Annotated in this window: 32 protein-coding genes and 1 pseudogene; 25 read left to right on the forward strand and 8 right to left on the reverse strand. The window is 45.6% G+C overall.

Annotation, left to right across the window (positions count from 1 at the left end; all coding sequences use genetic code 11):
• Window positions 1-17: 17 nt before the first annotated feature.
• The 4 genes from R7040_RS17980 to R7040_RS17995 all read right to left on the reverse strand — a co-directional run bounded on the left by R7040_RS17980 (window position 18) and on the right by R7040_RS17995 (window position 2,979).
• On the reverse strand, window positions 18-413 hold the full coding sequence (locus tag R7040_RS17980; RefSeq protein WP_005376932.1) for a hypothetical protein: 396 nt from the start codon (window positions 411-413) through the stop codon (window positions 18-20).
• Window positions 414-549: 136 nt separating this feature from the next.
• Window positions 550-1,344: a hypothetical protein gene (locus R7040_RS17985; RefSeq protein ID WP_213907193.1), complete on the reverse strand. Its 795-nt coding sequence runs from the start codon at window positions 1,342-1,344 to the stop codon at window positions 550-552.
• The gene (locus tag R7040_RS17990) at window positions 1,337-2,233 is read right to left on the reverse strand and encodes a DUF4747 family protein (protein ID WP_213907194.1); all 897 of its coding nucleotides are present in this window, start codon (window positions 2,231-2,233) and stop codon (window positions 1,337-1,339) included. The genes R7040_RS17985 and R7040_RS17990 overlap by 8 nt, the downstream gene beginning before the upstream one ends.
• Window positions 2,234-2,256: 23 nt before the next feature.
• Window positions 2,257-2,979, reverse strand: a complete 723-nt coding sequence (locus R7040_RS17995) for an XRE family transcriptional regulator (protein ID WP_213907195.1) — start codon at window positions 2,977-2,979, stop codon at window positions 2,257-2,259.
• 97 nt (window positions 2,980-3,076) lie between these two features.
• Between R7040_RS17995 and R7040_RS18000 the strand changes: the two genes are divergently transcribed.
• The 10 genes from R7040_RS18000 to R7040_RS18045 all read left to right on the forward strand — a co-directional run bounded on the left by R7040_RS18000 (window position 3,077) and on the right by R7040_RS18045 (window position 7,839).
• Window positions 3,077-3,343 carry a helix-turn-helix transcriptional regulator gene (locus R7040_RS18000; protein ID WP_318081357.1) on the forward strand — a complete coding sequence of 89 codons (267 nt, stop codon included), beginning with the start codon at window positions 3,077-3,079 and terminating at the stop codon, window positions 3,341-3,343.
• Window positions 3,333-3,785, forward strand: coding sequence for a YmfL family putative regulatory protein (locus R7040_RS18005; protein WP_213907197.1), 453 nt, complete (start codon window positions 3,333-3,335; stop codon window positions 3,783-3,785). The genes R7040_RS18000 and R7040_RS18005 overlap by 11 nt, the downstream gene beginning before the upstream one ends.
• Window positions 3,782-4,051, forward strand: coding sequence for a hypothetical protein (locus R7040_RS18010; protein WP_193278548.1), 270 nt, complete (start codon window positions 3,782-3,784; stop codon window positions 4,049-4,051). The genes R7040_RS18005 and R7040_RS18010 overlap by 4 nt, the downstream gene beginning before the upstream one ends.
• A 157-nt stretch (window positions 4,052-4,208) precedes the next feature.
• The gene (locus R7040_RS18015) at window positions 4,209-4,409 is read left to right on the forward strand and encodes a hypothetical protein (protein ID WP_318096920.1); all 201 of its coding nucleotides are present in this window, start codon (window positions 4,209-4,211) and stop codon (window positions 4,407-4,409) included.
• Entirely contained in the window at window positions 4,406-4,699 is a 294-nt protein-coding gene (locus R7040_RS18020) for a hypothetical protein (protein ID WP_047104228.1), read from the forward strand. Before R7040_RS18015 ends, R7040_RS18020 begins: the two co-directional genes overlap by 4 nt.
• Window positions 4,699-5,655 carry a helix-turn-helix domain-containing protein gene (locus R7040_RS18025; protein WP_315868509.1) on the forward strand — a complete coding sequence of 319 codons (957 nt, stop codon included), beginning with the start codon at window positions 4,699-4,701 and terminating at the stop codon, window positions 5,653-5,655. Before R7040_RS18020 ends, R7040_RS18025 begins: the two co-directional genes overlap by 1 nt.
• A gap of 10 nt (window positions 5,656-5,665) precedes the next feature.
• On the forward strand, window positions 5,666-5,878 hold the full coding sequence (locus R7040_RS18030) for a hypothetical protein (RefSeq protein ID WP_005376941.1): 213 nt from the start codon (window positions 5,666-5,668) through the stop codon (window positions 5,876-5,878).
• Window positions 5,872-6,567: a phage antirepressor KilAC domain-containing protein gene (locus R7040_RS18035; RefSeq protein ID WP_005376942.1), complete on the forward strand. Its 696-nt coding sequence runs from the start codon at window positions 5,872-5,874 to the stop codon at window positions 6,565-6,567. The genes R7040_RS18030 and R7040_RS18035 overlap by 7 nt, the downstream gene beginning before the upstream one ends.
• Window positions 6,564-6,875: an endonuclease domain-containing protein gene (locus tag R7040_RS18040; protein ID WP_005376943.1), complete on the forward strand. Its 312-nt coding sequence runs from the start codon at window positions 6,564-6,566 to the stop codon at window positions 6,873-6,875. The genes R7040_RS18035 and R7040_RS18040 overlap by 4 nt, the downstream gene beginning before the upstream one ends.
• Window positions 6,868-7,839, forward strand: coding sequence for a DUF968 domain-containing protein (locus R7040_RS18045; RefSeq protein ID WP_318081356.1), 972 nt, complete (start codon window positions 6,868-6,870; stop codon window positions 7,837-7,839). Before R7040_RS18040 ends, R7040_RS18045 begins: the two co-directional genes overlap by 8 nt.
• Window positions 7,840-8,359: 520 nt before the next feature.
• On the opposite strand, the gene R7040_RS18050 is transcribed toward R7040_RS18045, so the two are convergent.
• From R7040_RS18050 to R7040_RS18060, 3 genes and pseudogenes are all read right to left on the reverse strand, one after another.
• Complete coding sequence (locus tag R7040_RS18050) at window positions 8,360-8,836, reverse strand: immunity protein YezG family protein (RefSeq protein ID WP_256899471.1); 477 nt, start codon at window positions 8,834-8,836, stop codon at window positions 8,360-8,362.
• Between the two features lie 9 nt (window positions 8,837-8,845).
• Complete coding sequence (locus tag R7040_RS18055) at window positions 8,846-9,514, reverse strand: DNA/RNA non-specific endonuclease (protein ID WP_318096926.1); 669 nt, start codon at window positions 9,512-9,514, stop codon at window positions 8,846-8,848.
• A pseudogene (locus R7040_RS18060) lies at window positions 9,503-9,787 on the reverse strand (PAAR domain-containing protein); the annotation flags it as partial. The pseudogene R7040_RS18060 and the gene R7040_RS18055, both read right to left, overlap by 12 nt.
• A gap of 489 nt (window positions 9,788-10,276) precedes the next feature.
• On the opposite strand from R7040_RS18060, the gene R7040_RS18065 reads away from it, so the two are divergent.
• The 3 genes from R7040_RS18065 (at window position 10,277) to R7040_RS18075 (ending at window position 12,454) form a co-directional block, all read left to right on the forward strand.
• Window positions 10,277-10,936, forward strand: coding sequence for a hypothetical protein (locus R7040_RS18065; RefSeq protein WP_270049869.1), 660 nt, complete (start codon window positions 10,277-10,279; stop codon window positions 10,934-10,936).
• 156 nt (window positions 10,937-11,092) lie between these two features.
• Window positions 11,093-11,578, forward strand: a complete 486-nt coding sequence (locus tag R7040_RS18070; protein WP_270049870.1) for a hypothetical protein — start codon at window positions 11,093-11,095, stop codon at window positions 11,576-11,578.
• A gap of 159 nt (window positions 11,579-11,737) precedes the next feature.
• Window positions 11,738-12,454 (forward strand): hypothetical protein, encoded by a 717-nt coding sequence (locus tag R7040_RS18075; protein WP_270049871.1) that lies wholly within the window; start codon window positions 11,738-11,740, stop codon window positions 12,452-12,454.
• Between the two features lie 547 nt (window positions 12,455-13,001).
• On the opposite strand, the gene R7040_RS18080 is transcribed toward R7040_RS18075, so the two are convergent.
• A complete protein-coding gene (locus R7040_RS18080; RefSeq protein ID WP_256899466.1) occupies window positions 13,002-13,376 on the reverse strand; it encodes a hypothetical protein in 375 nt (124 codons plus the stop codon).
• Window positions 13,377-13,457: 81 nt separating this feature from the next.
• Between R7040_RS18080 and R7040_RS18085 the strand changes: the two genes are divergently transcribed.
• From R7040_RS18085 to R7040_RS18140, 12 genes are all read left to right on the forward strand, one after another.
• Window positions 13,458-14,129, forward strand: coding sequence for a hypothetical protein (locus R7040_RS18085; protein WP_318096921.1), 672 nt, complete (start codon window positions 13,458-13,460; stop codon window positions 14,127-14,129).
• Between the two features lie 155 nt (window positions 14,130-14,284).
• Complete coding sequence (locus R7040_RS18090) at window positions 14,285-14,476, forward strand: hypothetical protein (protein WP_005376950.1); 192 nt, start codon at window positions 14,285-14,287, stop codon at window positions 14,474-14,476.
• A complete protein-coding gene (locus R7040_RS18095; protein WP_256899464.1) occupies window positions 14,463-14,942 on the forward strand; it encodes a lysozyme in 480 nt (159 codons plus the stop codon). Before R7040_RS18090 ends, R7040_RS18095 begins: the two co-directional genes overlap by 14 nt.
• Window positions 14,924-15,406 (forward strand): lysis protein, encoded by a 483-nt coding sequence (locus R7040_RS18100; RefSeq protein WP_140087556.1) that lies wholly within the window; start codon window positions 14,924-14,926, stop codon window positions 15,404-15,406. The genes R7040_RS18095 and R7040_RS18100 overlap by 19 nt, the downstream gene beginning before the upstream one ends.
• Before the next feature lie 114 nt (window positions 15,407-15,520).
• The gene (locus R7040_RS18105) at window positions 15,521-16,123 is read left to right on the forward strand and encodes a hypothetical protein (protein ID WP_045545276.1); all 603 of its coding nucleotides are present in this window, start codon (window positions 15,521-15,523) and stop codon (window positions 16,121-16,123) included.
• Window positions 16,011-17,987: a terminase gpA endonuclease subunit gene (locus R7040_RS18110; RefSeq protein WP_318081348.1), complete on the forward strand. Its 1,977-nt coding sequence runs from the start codon at window positions 16,011-16,013 to the stop codon at window positions 17,985-17,987. The genes R7040_RS18105 and R7040_RS18110 overlap by 113 nt, the downstream gene beginning before the upstream one ends.
• Window positions 17,984-18,193, forward strand: coding sequence for a gpW family head-tail joining protein (gpW, locus tag R7040_RS18115; RefSeq protein ID WP_318081347.1), 210 nt, complete (start codon window positions 17,984-17,986; stop codon window positions 18,191-18,193). The genes R7040_RS18110 and gpW overlap by 4 nt, the downstream gene beginning before the upstream one ends.
• On the forward strand, window positions 18,193-19,749 hold the full coding sequence (locus tag R7040_RS18120; protein ID WP_318081346.1) for a phage portal protein: 1,557 nt from the start codon (window positions 18,193-18,195) through the stop codon (window positions 19,747-19,749). Before gpW ends, R7040_RS18120 begins: the two co-directional genes overlap by 1 nt.
• On the forward strand, window positions 19,742-21,094 hold the full coding sequence (locus tag R7040_RS18125) for a S49 family peptidase (RefSeq protein WP_318081345.1): 1,353 nt from the start codon (window positions 19,742-19,744) through the stop codon (window positions 21,092-21,094). The genes R7040_RS18120 and R7040_RS18125 overlap by 8 nt, the downstream gene beginning before the upstream one ends.
• 13 nt (window positions 21,095-21,107) lie before the next feature.
• Window positions 21,108-21,449 carry a head decoration protein gene (locus tag R7040_RS18130; RefSeq protein WP_318096922.1) on the forward strand — a complete coding sequence of 114 codons (342 nt, stop codon included), beginning with the start codon at window positions 21,108-21,110 and terminating at the stop codon, window positions 21,447-21,449.
• A gap of 39 nt (window positions 21,450-21,488) precedes the next feature.
• On the forward strand, window positions 21,489-22,526 hold the full coding sequence (locus R7040_RS18135) for a major capsid protein (protein WP_025500506.1): 1,038 nt from the start codon (window positions 21,489-21,491) through the stop codon (window positions 22,524-22,526).
• 64 nt (window positions 22,527-22,590) lie between these two features.
• Complete coding sequence (locus R7040_RS18140; protein ID WP_318081342.1) at window positions 22,591-23,082, forward strand: hypothetical protein; 492 nt, start codon at window positions 22,591-22,593, stop codon at window positions 23,080-23,082.
• Window positions 23,083-23,096 lie beyond the last annotated feature (14 nt).

Raw genomic sequence — 23,096 nt, forward strand, 5'->3', positions numbered from 1 at the left:
GTTGCTGGTGGAGTGGGTTAGCCGCGTACTTCGCGCAGCATGCCTTCTTCAATAACGGCTTGGCCGTGAATATCTTCTTTTGGTCGGTCGTAGGTAAGTTTGCCGCCTTTGCCTACGTACGCGATTGAGGTGTATTGGAAGTCTTCTGACTTGGTACCGAATCCGGCTTTTGGCTCTTTTACCGACATGTTAACGGTGATTTCGACCATTTCGTTGTTGGTACCCATTGGTTTGAGCTTTAGATCCATCTTCACATTTCCCTGCTTATCGCTGTAGGACACAGCTCGGGCTACGTTAGATAACGCTAAACCGACGACATTGGAGACAACTCCGCCGTCCAGTTCCTGCATCAGTTTTGGGAAGTTAGTAGTGCGGTCCTCAAGACTGAGGTTTCCTGCTTCTTGGTTAGACATGTGATTTCCTCGCTGTCCACATTTTGTGTATCAATAAAATACACAAAATGTGTTTGTTGTGTCAACACGTTTTGTGTATCCATTTTGTGCGGACGAAAAAAAACCGCCATTTGGCGGTTGTACAATTTCTTATTTCTTAGCTTATCTGGAAGTGATAGGTGTCGGTGAGTTGTCGGAGTAACCTTATTCGTTCCATATCATCTGTGCATTTAAGTAGTAATGATTCATTATCACCTGAAAGTTCAACGACCATTACGTGGATTACAGTTTTCTCTGATGGATGTTCAACCCATTTCAGAGGGACGTTTTTGATCGTTCTTGCTGCGTCAATTGGTGAGTGAGCTGTGACCACGTTATAGCTATTCCAGTCTGAGGTTGCGAATGTGGCCATCAAGCCTTTTCTGTCTTGATTTGCAAAAGAACGATATTCGTCGTACCACTTTGCTACTTTTAAGATCGCAAATACTGCTGCGATAGTAGTTAGAAGAGCGTATACAAATACAAAGTGCGCACTAAACGCATATATCCTTGCGGCAATCGCCATATATGGATTGTTAATAACAATAGCGTCAAAACTTTTAGCTATGATTGCTAATATCAGTGCGAGGATCTGTAAGAGAAGAAAGTGAGTAAACGTTGCGTTGACTTCCATGTAGGGAGATATTTCGTCTTCTTCATCTGCACCTGCGATTAGTCCTTTAAACTTTTCGTCTCCTATTGCTACCCACATAGCAAAGCCGCCCAGTGTAAAGCCTAAGAAGTTGGGAGTTATGGACAGAACCATTTCCCACCACTTACTTTCAACTGGGTACCATGAATTGAATAATAGAGAATTTAAAGCAGCAGCTCCCCAAAAGTACTTGCTAGAGAACAGAGCTTTCCATCCACCATATGCTAGCCAGTATTCTTTTAAAGGGGAGGTGTTAGTCATTATTTATCCAGTCCTGAATCTTTTGAATAATTTTTGGTGCTTGCTGTTTCAATTGTGAAAACGCATCCGTTGTCTCAGGGTTGTAAACAACAGTTTGAGACAAATGATGCGCTTTAGTTGACCGAGTTTCAACTCTATTCATCTCGTTGTTTACCTTGGCTTCAACATAACCATTTTTTGCCGCTACCTTGGCAATCGTCTTTTCTTCTTCATCCAGTTCAATCACTTCTCCCTTTGGAGGAGTTAGTATTGTTTCTTGCTTTTCTACATTTAAACGAGCAAGACGTTTTTTAAACTTACTCTCTGCAGATTTTACATCGTCTGGGTTGGGACGGTTGATAACCATTGCAAAGTAAGAAATGCTCTTATCGTTAAGGATCTCATTAACTTTGTTAGTTTCTGGAATTATGTGAACGTGTACTTTGCCATACTTATCAAACAGCTCGGGAGTGTTTAGTAAATTGGAAAGAACCTTTTGTGCATAATTTGACGAAAAGGTTTTGTTATCGTACTGCTGCTCGAAAACTAAAGTGTGACTTTTTGGGTAAAAAATAAAGGAAAATCGAGACATGTTTGGCTTGAGATGTTCTGGGAGCTCTTTGATTTTCTTTAACTCATCTTCAGTCGCCACGTCTTTACTCGCGATGCTGTACCATTCTGAATTTCGATCTATCTCCGTATATTTAACGAACTCTCCAGCTACAGGGCCTGGTTCTTTTTGATCTTTTTCAAGTTTTCTAATAAAAGAGATATTTGCCCAAGTGTCTCCTCTCATATTGAAAGGACGGTCAAGTTTCTCCGCTTGTTTCAGTAGCTTGAGGTAGTTTTGCGGAGAGTGCGGATGAGTAACAATACTTATCGCACCTAATTTAAGAGTTTTATGTGCCATTGACGTTTTATTTCCATTTTTATTTATAACAACACCGAATACCAAAAAACACGACCAACGATAGTGATTTTTTGTTCAAGTACTTGTTCTTCTGTGTACTCTCTTGGTGGATACTCTATCTCATTAAAGCTGTATATTCTGAGTCCGCCACCAGGTAAACGGTATAACTTCTTGATAAAAAGCTCACCATTGTGGTTGATAGCAAAAATTTTGCCTTCCATTAGAGTTTTGTTTCCACAATCAATACCCACAGTGGAGCCATCCGGCAGAACGGGCTCCATACTGTTTCCATGGACGGCTACGCAGACCGCGTTCTCTGGCGCTACGTTGTAGCGACGAAGGGTGGATTTAGCAAAACGTAAGCGGAAACCGTTGTCATGTTCTAGGTCGTTTACGAATCCATTTCCGGCGGAAAGCTTTATTTCAGATAAGAATGGCACAGCTACTTCGTCATCCCCAATTGGAGTGCTGCTGTCCCATGCTTGCATATTGCCCAGAACTTTTGCATTTCCTTGAGGTGGTTTGTTGGTAATCAAACTTTCACCAAACAGTAGGGTTTTCGGTGAAATATTCAGTGCGTTGGAAATGATTTCAGCGTCATCCAAGCTGATGCTTCTTATCCCAGACTCATAATTACTTATACGTGAAGGCCCCCACCCACATTTAGTGGCTAGGGCTCTTTGGCTAAGGCCGCTATTTTCTCGGATCTGCTTAAGTCGCAGTCCTACTTCAACTTTTTTTGTCATAACAAAAAATTTAACACGCTCCGTGTGTGCTGTATGCACACTTTTCGTGTTTACTTGTGAACACGAATCGTGTACTTTTGTTGGTGGAGGAAACAGAATGAACAAAATCTCAGAACATCGAAATAAAGCAAAAGTTAGCCAAGCTGGCTTAGCTAGAACTATCGGAGTAACACCATCTACTATCGGCAACTACGAATCAGGTATCCGGAACATAAACGTTGAGATGTGTTGGAAGATAGTTAAAGCACTTAATCAACTGGGAACCGAATGTACGTTTGACGACGTATTCCCTGATCCGCAAGAAGAGTGTGGAACAGAAGGGCAAGAAGTTAAACCACCAATCAAAGGAGCAAATGGTGAATAAGAAAGAGATGGTGAATAAAACCATTGCAGGCGTCACTGGTGGTAAAGAGGCAGTTGCTGCAGTTCTTGGTATGTCGATAGACAGTTTTAACAACCACTTATACGAGAAGAAGGGTTCTCGCTTTTTTAGTGTTGATGAGCTGGTGGAAATGGCAGAGCTTACAAACACCCCATACGTAGCAGCGTATTTTGCTAACCGTGTTAGTTGCTTGGTGGTAGAGCAGCCTGATGTCGCTGAGCTGGATACCGTGGATATGTTCGATTGCCACTTACACCTTAATGCGGTGAAAGGACTTTTGGATAAAACCATTGAAGAAGCGAAAGCGGATGGTGTGTTTGATGCTCGCGAACGTGCGCTCATCGCTCAATTAAAAGCGGAATATCACGCGACTTTCGAAGCCTTCATGCTGAAGCTCGATGCGCTATATGCGGAGGTTGTATGAAAACAGAAATATTTTGGCAAACCGTTTCACAGATGGCAGACATCACCTGCAGCTCGGCAAAGCTAATGGTGGCGCAAGGCCAATCGTCAGAAGCCTACGAACGTGAGCAAATTCAGCTGTTGAAAGCAAAGTGCGAACGTCGATTACGAGTAATAGATGAGGAAGTGGCTTTAAACCGCGGCAACGGTTTAAAGCCGGGTTGTGATGATTCTTGCGAGGAACAATCACATCTCACTCTGTCACCAGCAAAGATCACGGAGGAGTGATGGAAAGAATAACACTCAATTATTCATTGTGGTACCACCAAAACCAGTTTTACAAGGTGGAGAAGGGCCAGAGCACCATGCTCACTCATGATGAATTAGCAGACTTGTTTGAAGCAAAGCGCATTTACGTAACTGCTGTTTATAAGGGGAGGGCTATTTGATGCTAAAGGCTACGTTTTTTGACTATGACGGCCAAGAGCTAACAACAGGCTGCTTCTCCCTGCTCACTCGTTCTCTATATAAGGCTTTGCTGGACACTCAGACGATAACTGGCTTCGTGCTGATTTTATTTGCGAACAACTTTGCTGTGTTTGGAAAAGGTAAGGCGCGTTTGGTCGTAGGGAAGGTGGAAGTATGAATCTGTTGGCGTTTGATAAAAGGTGCGCGCTTGAGCGCATCAAGCAATTAGATGTTAAGCCGTTCTTGACCAGTGAAGAACAACGGGACTACCAAAACAGAGTTGAAATTGTCGAAGAATACGACAGACAGTTTCGGAAGAACTGGAAGTCGGATCGCCGTGATTGGATAAAAGTTCAGTTACGCAAAGGGTACTTAACAATTGAGCAATCGGAAGAAAAGTTTTCACAGCTTGATAATGACGCTGATTTGATTCTTGGAAAGCCAAAATACCCATGGGGGAGCGCATAATGTCAGTCAAAGTAATGAGCTACGTTTGGGACATTCCGAGTTTTAAAGGTTCTGATAAGTTGGTGATGCTTTGCCTAGCTGACCATGCGGATGATAGCGGCCTTTGTTGGCCGTCTATCGATACCATTGCTCGTAAGTCTGGTGTTTCACCTACCACCGTTAAATCGACACTTAAGAAACTGGAAGCTGCCGGGTGGTTATTCAAAAAGAACCAATTCAAAAAGGCGGATACAGGTCGCTTAGTCCGTTCAAATAATCAGTACCAGTTGCCTGTGATGCTTTTGAAGAAGAAAGCAGATGAACAGACAGATTTTGAACAGTCGAATTTCGTCTGTTCAAAAGTCGAACGTTCGAAACTCGAACAGACGAAACAACCTGAGGGGGTAGGTCAAATTCCGGCTGGGGGTAGGTCGGAATCCGGCTATAAACCACCAATAGATCCACCAATAGAACCATCAAGTAAAGATCTTGCTCCAAGCGAAACGCTCGAAGCCGAACCTGCGCTGTTTGAAATTCCTTTGAACAGGAAAGGGCAGTTTCATGGAGTAACTCAACCGGACATCGACCGCTATTCGGATTTGTTTGGTGCAGTGAATGTTCGTGCTGAGCTGAAAAAAATGATTGGTTGGTGCGATGCCAATCCTCGTAAGCGAAAGACCAAACAGGGTATCGAGAAGTTTATTCAAGGCTGGCTTGGCAGAGAACAGGACAAAGGTCGTTACCTACCACCACAGCAAGGCAGCACCTCAGTGGATACTCAGGACGAAGTGACCGTGATTCAGCGAGAAGTCGCTTTGCTAGAGAGCTCTATCAACTCAGAAAATCAGCGCATGTTGTACTTGATTGACGCTAAGCGACCTCAGCATGAAGTGGAACCATCAAAGCGAAAGATCGCAGATTTGTCGGCTAAGCGCAGAGAGTTACTGGAGCGTGTTGCGAACCTAGAGGCGGTGTAGGGGGGCGAGAATGGCAAGTAAAAAGGATTTGGTTGATGTAATGAAATCTCGTCGTCGGCTTTGGTCTCCGAGCGAGCTGTGTGATGAATTAGGTATTCACGTTTGTGACTTAGTTAGATTGGTTAAGGCGGCTCGCCGTTCTGGTGTGGATGTCCGGCATGAGAGTAGTGAACTGACGGGGTTCTCGAGTAAATACTGGTTAGCGGAGGGAGTCGAATGTTAAGTATCAGCGCCCAAACAGAGATGACAATGAGTAGTCGAGAGATTGCGGAACTGACAGGTAAGCAACACTCGCACGTTAAACGAGATATTGAACGAATGGTGGCTGAGTTGAACCATCCAAATTTGGAGGGTTCCCAGTTTTGGCATAAAGGTAATCAGTACACTCAATATCACTTGAATCGCGAGCTAACGTTGACGTTGGTTTCTGGTTACAACATCAAGTTACGTCATTCCATTATTAAGCGTTGGGATGAGTTGGAAAGCGCAGGTAAACCATCTATACCGACAACGTATGCTGAAGCATTGCAGCTAGCCGCTAACCAAGCTAAGGAACTGGAAGAAAAGAACCAAGCATTAGCAATCGCAGCGCCAAAAGCCGAGTTTGCAGATGCTATTGCTGGAGCGGATAAAGGTGTGAAACTCGGTCAGTTTGCTAAAACAGTAGGTTTGGGGCCTGTCACTATTTTCCGTGTACTTCGAGAGTTAAAAATCTTTATGAGCCGTGGAGACTCTTACAACTTGCCGTATCAGGAGTTTGTAGAACGTGGTTACTTTACGGTGAAGCAGGGCACTTACGAAACAAACTCCCAAACTCGGATCAGCCACACAGCATTGATCACCGGAAAGGGGGAAATCTGGCTTCGTAAAAAGTTGCTGGAAACAGGTCATTTGAAGGCGGTGGCAGCGTGAGTCAGTTAGAGAAGTTGTTATTGCAGCATATAAGAGCGTTAAAGTTGGAAGTCCCCGTGTCTGAATATCGATTTCATGAGACTCGCAGGTGGCGCTTTGATTTTGCCTATCCCGAACTGCAACTGGCTATCGAAGTGGAAGGTGGAACCTGGAGTAATGGTCGCCATAATCGAGCGAAAGGTTATGAAGCGGATTGTGAGAAATATAACACGGCAGCATTGAGAGGTTGGACGGTTTTGCGCTTTACCGGAGATATGATTAAAAAGGGGTTAGCAATACAGATGATTGAGGAGGCACTACGTGATTAAGGTAGATATCGATATTGTACCCACTCTTAACGCTGCAGTGATCGCGCTGACACCGAATACTCAATCGTTAAAATCATTGCTAGTGGACGGTAAGATTGGTTTAGTTTCTCCCAATCAGCGTTTGGCCACAAAGACCGCGGGAGGGTTGTATTCGGATGACCTCTCTTTGGTGGCGTTCTTCGCTCATGAACACGTGCAACTGCTTATCGGTAGTACGGCTAAGTACGTTGATACGATTTCCGAGTGTCAGTTGAAGGATGGAGGCTACTGCAATCATAATTTGAAAACTCGAGTAACCGGCGAGGGAGCTATTCGTTTGTGTTGGCACCATGACAATATGGCCGACGATAGTCACCAGGCGTATTCAATCGCCCGAAAGAATACGGTTCGTCACGGCTTGATGGTTGTCTCTCGCCAGCTGCATGGTGAAGTAAGGCGTATTACAGATGTAGACCTATGCTGGTGGGCGGTACGAAATGGTGTGTATGATCTGCTTCCTCAATCCGTTATAGATCGTCAGTTCAAACGAGAGGCTACGGCTAAGCGAGTAGGTGTTAAGGGCAGAGTGGACACTGATGCCAGGTACGTTGTCGAAAGTCAGCGTGACCAGCTCAAACGACTAGCAAAGCCAGTTCTAAAGCTGGTCATCGATGACGATCCACCAGCGATGTACTTAAGAAAACCTAAGCCAATTCGATGGGAGAGCGAGAAGTACCTTTCGTTCGTCCGAAAGTTACCCTGTCGCGTATGTAGTAAGACTGCAGGAATTGCTCACCACCTAATCGGCCACGGAGAAGGGAAAATGGGAAGTAAGGCTTCGGACATGTTTACCTTCCCGTTATGTAATGAACACCATCAAGAACTGCATCGCGATATGAATGCCTGGGAATGTAAGCACGGCGATCAACTCTGGCATGTTAAGGAAACGATTAATAGAGCGCTGATGGTTGGGGCTGTGGGGTAAGTTAAGAGAAATGAGTTAGAACTCAATCCGTCAGGCACTAAACAAGGATACGATTAAAGACGACTGTTGTACTAAATACGTTACATTATAGGAGAATAAAAGTTGATAAAACGTTGAAAAATCAGTGGGTAAAGATTCAAAGGAAGGCTTTTTGATACATTGTCTCACTTATGGATTAGCGTGTATTATTCCAATCATATTAATTAATGCATTTGTCCAAAACGACTTCTATTTCGGCTTCTCTCCCACTGTCTCATATCGAGTTTATTTAATGACTGTCTTTTGGGCCGTGTTTATAGCTGGTTGGGACTGTTTTTTTAAAGTAGGGGGTATAAAAACACAAAGAGAAGCTATCGCCAAAATGTCTCATAACAAATCGTTCAAGAGGGATTCAGCACGCGTGGCATTGTGTGCTTCGTCCTTAACAAGGCGTTAGGTGGTAAGTTAGACCTTTTAGGTTGAAGCCCACAACCAGTTACTTCATTTCGTAACTGGTTGTGGGGGTTATTAAAAGTTTTCGTTAATCTTTTTTAAACATGGCTGAATCCGGATCAAACCAAGGGCGGTACGCATTTTCACCAAGACCATCCCATGAGCGGATAGTTCTAACTGTATCACCATCAGGATATATATCTTTATCTGGGTTTAATGAACTTAACCATGCCCAATCCTCATCCCATTTAAACTCAATTTCAAAATCACCATCAGGATGAACAATAAAGCGAGCTTTGTTCCAAGGCTTGCTCTGCTCTTTGCTAGACATTAAATCAAATAAGTCACTAAAGGCATCGTCAAGTTCAATGTTGTCAGAACTGTAGATGTCGAGATCCTTCACATCATCTGAGTTAGCATCTACCAAGTAACGATCTTGAAAATACACCGCTCTAGTAGAAAGGTTCATAGCAATATCAACCCAAGCTACACACCACTGTTCGGGAGCCACCTCCAAGATAGCTCCTCCAACATGGTTATAAATTTCTTCTGCTGTTGAAAACATAAATTTACCTTAATTCTTAAATACCAAACGATTGGTGGAACCACCATCTACAGTCCACATAGCAATAAGCCTAGAAGGCGTCGAACCCTTACTATATTTGATACGAATATCCACTTCTACGTCTTTTCCCTCATCTAGGTCTGCAGCCCATTCCCTTTCCATCTGCCGCCACTCACCATGCCGATTCTGCTCCTTCAGTTGAGGCACTAGATTCACTTTTTCAGCTGGTCCTTGGAATAGAGTGGCAATGAGGTGACCACCATCATAGTTTGGGTCATCCCCTCCATACTTTGATTGAGTAGATGAATTACGGTGTAGTTTATCACGCATAGCTTGACTTTTAATGGGAGACTTTTGCAGTTTCCCCGTTACTCGTATTGTTCTACCATGTGCATCGGTTTCGTAGGTGTACGTTACTGGGCTTCCTTGATGCGTTGAGGTTACCTCATATAAGGTATTTGGTGCAGGAGGTTCTAGTTCGCTCGCCCACGATCCTGGTTTTCCTTTTATGCCAGAAGCTTGTCCTGCACTAGCCTTAACAATCGGCTTCTCCTCACGGGGAATATTTCCCGCTGAATCATTAGTTAAACGGTTCTTTGAGTCAGTTTGTACCACAGAACCTGTAGCACTTTTAGGTTTTGGCGTAGAAACTTGACTGCCACTGTCTCCTATGAGCACTGTTGGGTTTCCAATCACTATTTTACCGCCGTGAGCCGTTCCGTCCCCCATACGAGCTGCGGGCTTTCCATTGATAAACACCGAACTAGAGCCTTGGCTTATGGAATCTGGTGGACCAACACAAACAAGACGGTCCCCTTTTCGAGCCGCAGGTAAGCCACCAATTTTAACATTGGGTGAGCCAACGACTACAGGGCCGCCCACATGCGGAACTTTAGCGGTGACTTTGGGGCAGATGTGCATTGATGTTATTGTTGCTGCGGGTTTTCCCATGACAACTCCTTATTGTGGATTGAGTTGCATATGTTATTCCTGATAAGGCATCTATATTCTGTGGCTAGTGTAATATTTGGAGTCAGATCACCTAACAAACTGTTTAATAGTGATTCGTAACACGTGGTATTGCATTGCTCACACCTTAATGTTGCGTTACTTTTCCATGTTTCAGCCAATCAGTTATATGTAATATAACTGACAAGGTTCTGTCCAAAGACGTGCGGGTGCAGTGCTTCGCAAACACACCTTTGCCCCCAAACAATTCAGAGCAAAAGATCTTGCTCACTTCGAATCTAGTAATTTGCCCCTATCAAAAGTTATCCGAAGGAGTTTGGGTAACAGCATTTTTCTGAAATCATAAGGCATCATAAAATCTAATCTCTGTTAACTTTCATTAACCTATTGATTACACGTTGATGTGGTATTAAAAAGGTTACATGATAGGCGGCTAAAAGCCGCATAGAAAGCGTTATACGTTGGTGGAATATGTGGAATATCAAACAATTAAAGTTGCATCTAGAGACGAATAGTGAAATATCCGAAAAGAATGCCGATTACCTCGATTCTCTATCTCGTTGTATTGAAATTTTTGACTATCACAAAGAAGAAGCGTACTCAGTAATTGAGAAGTTTGATTCGTCAGATCTTAAGTTCGGATTGAAATTTGTTCTATCTACTGGAGACCAACGTGCTGAGCATGAATATTCGACATTGGTTGCTCAAGCTCACATACATGCAGCTCTTCAAAGTTCGAGAGCAATGTATGACATTTTCGCACAATTGCTGAATTCTTTGTTGGCTAAAGAGCCTATAGAAATTCATCGGTGCGATATTAGTAAAGTGTTCAAGTTGTTACCTGATGGGGTTTTAAAAAGTCAACTTGAGGCTACCTTGAATGGTTATGACTATTCTTACGTTAGTGGGTTTGTAAATACTATAAAACACCGTAACTTAGTCCAATGTGGAAGGCAGCTAGACTTTATAGAAAACCGCGCTTCGATACGGATAAAGTCGTTTTCATATTGTGGTGATACTTATGACCCAAAATGGGCTGTAGATGTTTTGCAATATGGACTCAATATAAGAAACAACATAGTTGAGTTAGGCAGGCTTTTAAGTCTTGAGTGCGGAGCTAACAACGTATAACAAAGCATTTAAGACGGATTCGCTACGCTTGGCGGCGTTATGTTTCACTTACGACTAGTGTTTGTTAAAGGGGGCTAGGTTATTAATATTAGGTATGTTATTGCATTTATTTCTAACGTAATTGCTATCGTAATTTCAGCTTACTGGTGCTTCGAAATGAACAGTGTGTCGGATTCTATTCACTATGAATCCGTCCTGAGTACTATCACTCTTTTAATAACTTTTGCAGGACTTAATTTTATAAATGATAGGCTTGGAAAGCCAACGGTTAAGCTAGCATTGAGAAATATATTAGTTTGTTCAACTTATGAACCGACAGTTAAAGCGGTCGCTTTGGATATTGTAAACCATTCAATAGTTAAAGTTTTTATAGGTCACATTCAGGTAGAGTACTACCGAGGCAAAGAAAAAGTATTAGCTAATATGCTTGTTGATGGCAGTAGTGGTCAGGCATTCGTTCGGCGACCTATAGAGCCCGGTGAAAAGTTCAGGTTTACTATTACGTTAGAGCAATTTGAGTTGTCACAGCCGAATTATGATAGTCGACATATTGGCCGTGTTATTGTTAAGACAGAGACGGGGCATAGGTTTTATGTTGGTAAAAAACTTGTGCAACATGCGTTCAAGCAGCTAGAAACATAACAAACGCTTCAAGACGGATTCGCGACGCGTGGCATTTGGGGTTCGCGGTAACTTTAGTGATTTAGGTGGTGTGCGGAAACATCGTATTGCGTTGCTCACCAATTAAGCGGGCGTTAGCCAACATCTCGAGTTACCAGATAAATCAAGAGGAATCAGTTGATGTCTGAAATAGCAGACAAAATAAATTATTTTGCAATTCGCTCGTTTAGAGATACGGCAGATAGAGATTATATTAATGCTCGGATGGCTTTTCGTGCTGAGCTGTTGCCACAGTTTAGATGGAGTGCTCTGCATGCATTAGAGAAATATGCTAAGTGTTTACTCATTCTCCAGCGTGTTCCGAAGTCTAACCAAGGCAGAATCCAACATGAAGTAATAAAGTCGATTAACCTACTTCCCAAAAAAGAAGAGTTAAAATTATCTAGAGAAGTAGCTTCTTTTCTATCTGATCTCGAAGAATATGGTGCAAGGTATCGCTACTTTGAGGTTTCTTGGTGGAGTAAAGGACATAAAGAATTACTTCTACTAGATCGTGCAGTAAACGAGATTAGGCGTTTTTGTCGATATGATCTGTATTCTTACAATTTATGCAACGAACTGATTTCTATGGACTCAAATCTATTACGCACAGAGAATGCTTCGGAAATCGAGGATGGCTATTTAGAAAAAGTTTTTGCTGATCAAGAAAGTTACTGCCGAGATGCATTGGTATGGAAGAATTCATATTTCTCTATAGATGAGCAAGATGATATCGATTGTTCAGCGTGGGAATATGGTTCAAACTCACCATTGTATTTATACCCTGAAATAGTCGATGAGGCGTCTAAATACTGCTTTGTTCCAAAAGAAATAATTAAACAATGCAAAGTTGGCTAACAAAGCGTTTAAGGTTTCAAGATACTTTTTCTAATCCAAATCTCGAACGTTAGAACCCATACTCTAACGTGCTTTTGTCCAGAAACGAGTTTAGTGGTGCTGGGGTAGCTTGTACGATTAGGTCAAGATAAACAACCGAGAGTCAGATCTCCTTGGTTCATTCCTATTAAGTAGTGATATCGGCTGTGGTATTTGAAAGATACGGCTAATATTGCGCTGGTGGTAGGCGTGATTTGAACCCAAAGAAGTATCTTGACAACGGAAGGGTATACATCATCAGTATATTGAGATATGTGAGTCGAGGCCTGTAGCCGATTTGGGGCTCCTGCAGTTAACACTAACGGTTGGTATGTTTCGGGTTTAATCACATGAACCGAATTTGTAATGTCCGCTACAGTACTTTGCTCAATGTCATTGTAAGTAATGTATACCGCTCGATCCCTTTCATTTTGAGCGGCGAGCTTAAGTTGGTAAAGCATAAGCTCGCCACCGTGAGTAGGAAGAATCACTATTTTAAAGGGCTAAGTTAGGAAACTTGAACTTTAATTCACAGCCAAACCACGTTGTTCTTAGTATCTTGGTCAGCGTTTTTGTCTAGGTAGTGTTTCACTTCACCATCATAAAGCAAGATGAAACACTTCCCGTTTAGGTAAGTCCCCACGAGGTAGTGGTTTCTCGGAATGGTATAAACGATTTTGTGACCGTCATCATCAGAACACAGCGCACACACATCCATTATCTTCAGGCGCCTTACACCTATAACGTTGCCCACTTCCATAAAACCGCCAAAAGGGATGGCTTTCCAGTCGCCATTAGTTATTAGCACCGATACGTTATCCTCAGTGCTATCGCAACCGCATGGACCATCAGGACCGATTCGGCAGATGTGATGTCCTACTAGGCGTTGAATCGTTTTGTACATACTTCAAATTAAGAGTTATACTGTGTTTATGTACAGTATAACTCTATGTAATCATGTTTCCAAACTCGTACAGGGAATATTATGGGATTAGCGACAAACATTGAAACGTGGCCGATGCCAGCGGCAATTGGTATGGCTACGGAAGGAATCAAAGCAAAGTATAATGACGGTTCTGGTGGTGGTGGTGGTGGTTTCGGGGCTGCTGACTACCAAATGGCATCTCTCATTGATGGTGCAAAAGTGCTTTTAACGATTGATAGAATGCAGAAGAAAGCAGCGCATTTGGCCGATTGGAGCCTGTACGCCTACGCCTCACCACTTTGGAACTCGAAAGAAAACAAGACGCGTCTGGTTGAAAGTGTGTTGAATGATTGGGTCGTTCATTCATCTGAGCAAGGCGTGATTGTTCAGAAGCGAACCTATCTCAAAGTTAAAGCTCTCATTAGTACTATCGCTGGTAATATTGCGCTTGAGCAATTGGCTGGGGCTCAGACTTACTTCGATCATGATGGTATTCAATATAGGCCCAGCGTTAGCCGTCAGTTCCTAATCAAAGCGCTGGTGGAAGTAGATTGTAAAGACAAGAATATTGAGTCCGATGCGTTCAGAAAGAAACGTACTCGCTACTACCAAAACCACTGGTCTGAATGGGAAAAGCACAGTGAAGTGATTCGTACCTTGCTGGTTAACTACGACAAGTCTGCGCGAAAATTATTCAAAAAAGAGCTTGAAAATAAAAACGGGGCAATTTAATGTATATATATCCATTATGGATAAGTACACAGTATTGAAAATGACCGCCACTTAGGCGGTTTTTTTGTGTCTATCATAAATTCTCGAAAACCTCGCCTTGGCGGGGTTTTTTCATTTTCATCCAAGCAAAAGGGCACTCCAGTAAGGGGGTGAGTATGCGTATGAACGAAAAGATATCCAGCGCCCTATCTTATTTTTGGAATGGGGTAATAGGAGTGTTTGGATCTATATCTGCAGACGGTTATACGGTTCTGATTGCTTTGGCTGGCATGCTCATTACTGCCTGGATTAACAACTACTGGCAGAAAAAGCGTTTCGAAAAGGACTATGGCGATGAAGCACCTTAATTCTGCAGTCAAGATGTTAGCAGCCGCAGGAGCTTCGGCTCTTATTATGGCGACAGCAATGGTAAAGCCAATGGAAGGTGTTCGGTATACTCCTTACATCGATGTCGCTGGCGTTCAAACTGTTTGTTACGGACATACAGGAACAGACATCATTCCAGACAAAGTCTACTCACAAGCGGAGTGTGATGAATTGCTTGAGTCTGATCTGGCTGATGTTAAGCGAATGGTCGACCCAATGATTCACGTTGATATCCCTGAGACGACACGAGCTGCTCTCTACTCTTTCACGTTTAACGTTGGTATAGGCTCATTCTCACGCTCGACGTTACTAAAGCTACTCAACAAAGGTGAGTGGTATGCAGCATGTGACCAGCTTAAACGATGGGTATATGCAGCAGGCAAACCGTGGAAAGGATTGATGAACCGACGAGATATCGAGAGGGAAGTATGCCTAATGCAAAGCTGACAGCATGGGCGACAGCTATTGCGGTAGTAGTGGTTGCGACACTCTCGGCAGCATTGTTTGTGGAAAGCAGTCGGGCTGATATCGCTGAAAGCCAGCTAACCTTGGTAAAGAGCGAGATTCAGGGCTATATCGCAGCGTTACACCAGCAGCGAGTTCAAATTCAATCCTTCAACCAATTGGGAGAGAAGCATGCAGCAGAGTTATCCGCAGCAAAAGAAGAGATTGATCGTCTTAGCGATAGTCTCAGCAATGGCCCTGAGCGGGTGTATGTCCAGGCAGATTGTCCAGCAGTGTCCGAAGCCGCCAGCACCAGAAGCGTGGGCAATGCAAACACCCCAAGACTTGGAGCAGCAGCTGAGCGAGATTATCTACGTCTCAGACGAATGATGATTGAGAACGAGCAGCAGACAAAGTATTTGCAAGATTACATCAGGACTCAATGCCTAGCAGAAGATCAATCATGAGCGCGGGTCCTTTTGGGCACCCTGAGCGACCACGGGGGCATGACCTCGCAGAAAAGCTCTCGTTAAAAATTTTTTTTATTTTGGAGGTTTCCGGTTTCCGGTCAAAAACCATGAATGAGCGAACTATTCAACCCGAGCAAAAAGTTCACGCAGTTGGACATAGCGACGCTCCTTGGCATTTCATCTAGACAGGTCCGAAACCTTACGCAACAAGGGGTTCTGCCTGTCGCCAAAGGGCGAAATGGTATCGATCCTCTTGCGTGTATCCATGCTTACATTACCTATAAATCGCAATCAAAAGCCTCCGATTCAAAACCGGAAACCGAGCAAGAAGATGAGGAAGCGTTTGCGAAATTAGAACGCGATCTCAAGATAGAGGAACGGCGCGAAAAGTTGGCGATGCTAAAAGCCAAGCGCGTACTGTTTGAAAAAAGTTACGCACCAATAGACATCATCGTCGACACCTTAGAACAGGTATGCGCCAGAGTGGGCACACGCCTCGACACCCTCCTTCCGAAACTAAAGAACGCATGGCCCGACATGCCACCCGAAGCGGTGGAAGTTTTAGAGGCCGTGATTGCTGCTGTATTAAATGAGTGTGCCGATGTTCAACCAAACCTCTCCGATTACATTGACAGCGATCCAGACGAAAGTCCGTCGTGGCTTGATGGGGATGAGGAGAACAATCGCAATCAAGGGAGCGGAGTGGGCCAATAAGCATTTCCGGTTAGCCGCTGGTTCTTCTCAGGAAGAAGGCTTTTGGGAAACACTGCCTTTGCAGGTTGTGCCACTCAACATGATGTGCAACCGCGCTATATCCGAGCTGACCATGCAAAAGTCGGCTCGTGTTGGCTGGTCCAAGTTGGTCATAGCAGCAAACTCTTGTCTGCATGCTCAGTTCAAAACCAACACCGTGATTTACGTACCGACAGAGAACGACGCAAAAAACATCTCTGTCACCGAAATTGATGCTGCTTGGCAGGAAATGCCAATCATGCACCAAATCTTCCCAGCCTTATTCGCTAAGGACCACCGAAACACCGTTTCCTACAAACAGGGAACAGGCTGGTCGCTGCATGTTCTCGGCACATCCACACCGCGAAACATGCGCGCTCTGACTAAAGGCGCATTGTTCGGTGATGAGATAGATGGCTGGGACTGGGAGGTTGGTAAAGAAGGTAACCCTATCGATCTTGCGCGAATGCGTTTGGAAGGCGCCGCTTTCCCGATGGCCAGGTGGGGAACCACACCGACGAATACAGGCGAGTCGCACGTAGAACGCCTGATGAAAAAGATGGAGCTGACTTTCCGCTTTTATCTGCCATGCCCACACTGCGGAACCGAGCAGGTTTTAGAGTGGGGCAGTAAAGAAGATAAACACGGCTTCAAGTGGGACAACACTCAGCCAAGTATCGAGAAAAAATCAAAGACGGTTTATTACAGCTGCGTGCATTGTGACGACCCTATCTACTACAAGCACCTCTACAAGATGGAGCTTGCAGGTCGTTGGATTGCTGAAGATGGCACATGGACACGCGATGGCCATGAGTTCTTTGATATAGACGACAACCCAGCGCCAACGCCTAGCAGCGTCGGTATTTATATTTGGTCAGGATACAACACCAAATTGAGTGCAGGTTGGCGCGGCATAGTGCGTGACTTCCTCAACAAGAAAGACGACCCAAGTCAGCTCAAAACGTTCGTCAATCTAACGCTCGGTGAGCTTTGGGATGGTGAGAACGGAGAGAAGCTAGATTGGGAGCATCTCAAGTCGCGCCGTGAAATATGGTGGGCCGAGAGTCGCACCAGTAACCCAGTGCCTGAGCGAGCCGTGGTTTTGACCGGAGGCATTGACACTCAGGATGACCGCATCGAGCTCTTTGTGTGGGCGTGGGGACCAGGTGAGGAATGTTGGCTTGTTGAGCACATCGTTCTTCTCGGGGATTTATCGAGCCAAGTATTAAAGGATGCCGCCGGAAAAGCGCTGTATCGGACCTACAAAAAGCGCAGTGGCCAAGTGATGGACGTTCAGCTTTGGTGTTGGGACGCCATGGGCCATAAAACCGATGACGTTTACCAGATGAGTCGAACGCACGGCGTGATGTGGGTGATCCCAATTCAAGGTGAGAACCAATACGGCAAGCCGATACAAAACTTCCCTCGCAAGAAAAACAATAAAAAAGTCTACCTCACTAGGTTAGGTACCGATGGTATCAAGCAACGACTTTACAGCCGTTTAGGTTTAACCCCGAAAGGTGATGAACCTGTGCCTGGATGTGTTCACTTTCCATTGGATGATGACATAGCCAGTGATGAGTTTTTCAAGCAGCTCTCCTCAGCCAATAAAAAGTTAGAGCATGACAAGTCAGGGCGACAAGTTTGGCGATGGGTGAAGCAATACCACCCATTTGATGAAGCGTTGGACGGATGGGTGTATGCGTATGCGGCACTCAACATTCTCACTCAACGGTTCGGTCTCGAACTGGAAGAGCCGCACCCCCAACAACCTCAAGAACAACCACAAACATCCGGTCTCAGCATCGCTGAATTGGCCGCGAGATTGAAAGGTGGATCAAGATGACAAAAAAAGAAATGTTGCAACAGGCCGAAGCCGCCTTTCATAGTTTGCAAACAGGAAAGATGGCGGTTTCCGTACAGAAAGGAGACCGCAAAGTTGAATTCAGTCGAGCCAACATCCATGAACTTCGCGCCTACATTGATAACTTGCGTGCTCAGTTAGGATTGAACTCTGTTCGTCGTCGCGGCCCAGCAGGAGTTTCATTCTAATGATAAACACCGGACTACTGGCTGCAGATGGTCAAACACCATTGAGAGATGCGGTGTATCGAGCTGGCGGTTCAGGGTTTGGTGGCCAGATGAGCGATTGGAACCCTCCGTCAAAATCGGTAGACGCTGCTTTCTTGCCTGTCATGAGACAGGCGAACGCGAGAACAGACGATGTCACGCGCAATAATGGTATTGCTGCAAACGGCATCCAACTGCACAAAGACCACATCATTGGCTCTGAGTTTCGCCTCAGTTACAAACCGAACTGGCTATTGCTCGGCATCGCTCCAGACAAAGGGTTTGTGCGTGAAGTGGAAGCCATTTTTCGTGACATCGCCGAAGACCCGAACTGTTTTATCGACGCAGAAGGTCGCCGCACGTTCACCATGATGATGCGAGAGGGCATTGAAACGCATGCTCACACGGGCGAAATCATGGCGAAGCCCGAATGGATAGACCGTCGCCATTCGCACTTTTCAACCTGCATTCGCATGGTCGCGCCACGCAAGGTTAACAACCCCAACTACATGATGGACAAACCCCATCAGCGTGGTGGGATGCGCTTCAATCGACATGGCGAAGCCATTTCCTACTTCATTGAAGAAGGGGCCGATAACTTTGGCTCGCCAAAGAAATGGCGTGAAGTACCGAAGCGTTTACGCTCGGGGCGCATGGGGTTCTTGCATATCTTTGAGCCATCGGAAGGTGGGCAATGTCGTGGCGTGAATAAGTTCTTATCGTGTTTAGAGCAATTAAAAATGCTCGACACCCTACAGAACACCACGCTGCAGCGTGCGATTGTCAATGCGATGTATGCAGCCAGTATCGAGTCAGAGCTTGGAACGGACCAAGCGATGGAGTACTTGTTCGGTGCGCAGCAAAATGGCGCGGTTGAAAAGATGCTAATGACTTACGGCGATTACTACGCCAACAACGAGGTCAAGTTCAACGGCGTCAAACTGCCTCACCTCATGCCAGGTGACAAAATCAACCTGCACAGCGCAGGGAACGCCGATAACGGATTCGCGGCCTTGGAGCAATCCATCATCCGCTACGTTGCGGCTGGATTGGGCGTGGATTACGCGCAGCTGTCGCGCAATTACGCGCAAATGTCTTACAGCACCATTCGTGCTTCTCACAACGATTCATGGCGTTACTTCATGGGTCGACGAAAAATCATTGCTAACCGATTCGCCAGCCAAATCTTCGCACTCATGTTCGAAGAAATGATCTTGCGTGGCTACATCAAGCTGCCAAGCAAAGCGCGATTCAACTTCTACGAACGCCGCAACGCTTGGACCAAGTGTGACTGGATTGGCTCTGGTCGACTGGCCATCGATGGATTGAAAGAAGTCAAAGAAGCCGTACTGCGTATCGACTCAGGTCTATCGACGTATGAGAAAGAGCTCGCGCTACTCGGTGAAGACTATCAAGAAATCTTTGATCAACAGTTGGCAGAGATGGAAGAGCGCAAATCGAAAGGTTTACCACCGCCAAGCTGGATGAAGCTACAAGCGTTAGCACCGGATAACCCAAGCGAGAGTTCAAATGAATAATTTACAACACCTAATCAGCAACACATTCAACAGGCCGCTCGCCTTAGAAGCTGGTTACGCTCGGGTATTCTTCTCGGCGCTCAGCCAACGTCTCGGCAATGTGGTCCAGATAACCGACACCGAAGGGCAAATCCTGCGCGAGAACGACATGAAAAAAGTCGCTTCTGGCTTTTCTCGGACTCGCAGCAGTAACCGAAGCTATCAGGTCTCTCAGGGTATCGCCATCATTCCGATTGATGGTTCGTTGGTTCATAAGTATGGCCACATCAAACCCTACTCAGGGATGACAGGGTACGACGGCATTATGCACCGCTTGCGAGAAGCGGTCGCAGACCCCGAAGTCAAAGCCATTTTGCTGGATATGAACACACCAGGCGGCATGGTCGCAGGTTGTTTTGACTTGGCCGACAAAATCGCAGAGATGCGCAAAATCAAGCCTATCTGGTCCCTCGGTTACGACATGCACTGCAGTGCAGGCCAAATGATTGCGAGTGCGTGTTCAAGGCGCCTCATAACTCAAACGGGCATCGCAGGCTCGGTGGGCGTGATTATGGCGCACACCAACATCGAGAAGATGCTGGATCAGCAAGGCGTGGAAATCACCCTTGTGACGGCAGGTGACCATAAGGCCGATGGCAACCCTTACCAATCTCTGCCGAAAGAGGTGCGAGAGAAATGGCAATCCGAAGCAGAGAGCACACGTCAAATGTTCGCAGGTAAAGCCGCCGAGTACATGGGCGTCGACATTAAAACCATTCTATCGACTGAGGCGCAGGTCTACGAAGGCCAAGCCGCAGTGGATGTTGGCTTCGCAAACGAAGTCGTTAACGGTCTTGATGCCGTTCAGATCATGGCTGAACAGTTCAAGAAACAACAAACCACCTTTGATATGGGAGCCGCTATGACGGTGCAAGCAGAACAACAACCAGTCGCAACGGGTGAGCAAGGCAATCCACAACAAGCCGCCGCTCCAGCGACTCCACAAACTCCAGCTGAAGAACAGCAATACACTCCAGAACAGCCACAAGCGAGCGCGCAAAGTGATGAGTCCACGGACCCAGCCAAACAAGAGCGTGAACGCTGCATGGGCATTATTGGCCTAGAAGAAGCCAAAGGGCGTGAAGCGCTCGCGCAGCAACTTGCCAGTAACCCAAAAATTAGCGTCGATGAAGCCAAGGCCTTGCTTGCTTCAGTACCGATTAGTGCCACTGCGCAAAACGAGTCGGCATTAATGGCACTGGCCTCAGAGCACGGTGAGCCTCTTGGTGATGATGTTGGTTCCGGTGGTGTCACCGAAGAACAAAAGAACATCAAAGCGCTAGCGTCTTCATACACACGCATTTAACAAGGAAACTAGCATGTTAGAACAAACAGAATACACACCAGATGAGCTGTTTATTGGCGTACCAGTCACGGCGCGAGCAACCATCAAAACGGGCGTATCTTTTCCCGCTCGAACCCCATTAATGGTCGACGCGACTGACGCCGCCACGTTGGTGGAATGGGACGGTACACCAGGCAAAGCCATCGCTATCTCGGCTCGTGATGTGACGAATACAGGCAGCGACCAAGAATCGACAGTTTACCTACAGGGTGGCTTTCGTATCGGTTTTGTGAACTGGCCAGATACGGTCACAACCAACAAGCAAAAACGCGCTGCTTTCCTTGGCAGTCCAGTTTTCGTAGACGACGAATACTAATTCGTCGTTTTCTTTGAATTCAGAAAAAAAGAGCTTCTTATGCCTGATAATTACACCACTCGCGAACTGCTTGGAGCCATTCAAGAAGCAGGGATTCGTCGCGACAACTTCTTCATGCGCTTTTTCTTCCGTGAGATGTATACCTTCGATACGGAAAAAGTCGACCTCGACATGATCCCAAATAAAACCAAGATTGCAGCATTTTGCTCACCGATGATTGGTGCCGCAATAGACCGCAATCAAGGCTTTAAAACCTCAAGCTTTAAGCCTGCATACGTGAAGTCAAAACACGCAGTAACGGCAAACCAAAGCGTTAAGCGCCGACCAGGCGAGCCAATCACAGGCTCTATGTCGGCAGGTGATCGTCAAAACGCAATTGTGATGCAAAACCTCGACATCGAAGAGCAAGCGGTTCGTGACCGCGAAGAGCTGATGTGTGCCGAGATGGTCTACGACGGTAAAACCGTGATCGACAGCCCTTACATTGATAAGCCTTACGAAATTGATGCAGGCCGAAATGCGGACAACATGATCACGCTTCTTACGGCGGCTCAGTGGGCGAATCAAGACTTTGCTACCTACGACATCGTTGGTGACATTGAAACTTGGGCGGCGATTTCTGAAGGCCTGACGAACGTCATCATTACCGACCCTAAAACGTGGGCGTTGATGCGCAAATTCGAGAAGTTCAATGATGCGCTGGAAACTCGCCGTGGCTCTAACTCTCAGCTTGAAACCGCGCTAAAAGACTTAGGTGCAACGGTTAGCGTTAAAGGCAATCTTGGCGATGTCACCATCATCGTGGTGGATGAAGAGTACATCGACCGTGACGGCACAACGAAGAAAGTCCAACGCGACTTCACGTTGATTCTGGCGCATACCGAACTGCGCGGTGCGCGTCTGTACGGTCAAATCCAAGACTTATCCGCTCAGCGTGAAGGCTTTGATGAAGCCGAACGCTACGTGAAAGATTGGACGGAAAATGGCGATCCAGAAGTTCGCTACACCAAAACGGAAGCCGCCCCTGCGATGTACCTCATTGACGTTAACAAAGTTGTTGTCGTCAAAGTCGGTTAATCCTGACCACCACTAACGAAAAGCAAAATGGGTCCACGGACCCATTTTTACTTTGGAGCCAATCATGAGCCGAAAAGAAAACCTAAAAAAACGTGTTGATGAGCTTTGCAAAGAGCTCGGTATTACTGAACCGCAATATTCAGACAAAACGACCGAAGCCCAGCTCAATAAAGTCATTGACGATTTGGAAGCCAAGTTACCAGACATGGACGAATCCGATGATGAAGCACAGTCGCAAACGCAAGGAAATGACGCTAACCATACTGCCAGTGATCAAGGCGAACAAACCGAGAGTCAAACGAGCGAAAAATCGGAAGTGCTTATCGGTTCTGCGGTCGAATTACCCGATAATGCCACGGTTCTAGACGATGGTGAGCCGCCAGAAGTCAACGCCGATGAAAAAGGCAATGTGCAAGTTCTCGTGGATAAGCCGTTTCAGTGTTTGCAAGGCCAAAAGACGGTGCTGCTCAAACGTGGCGATAAGCCGTTTTTAGATGAAGAAACCGCGATGGAAGCGGTGGACGCAGGCTTGGCTTATTTCGTCGCTCAGTATTAACAATGAAAAATTAG

The organism is Vibrio sp. 1069 (assembly GCF_033340555.1).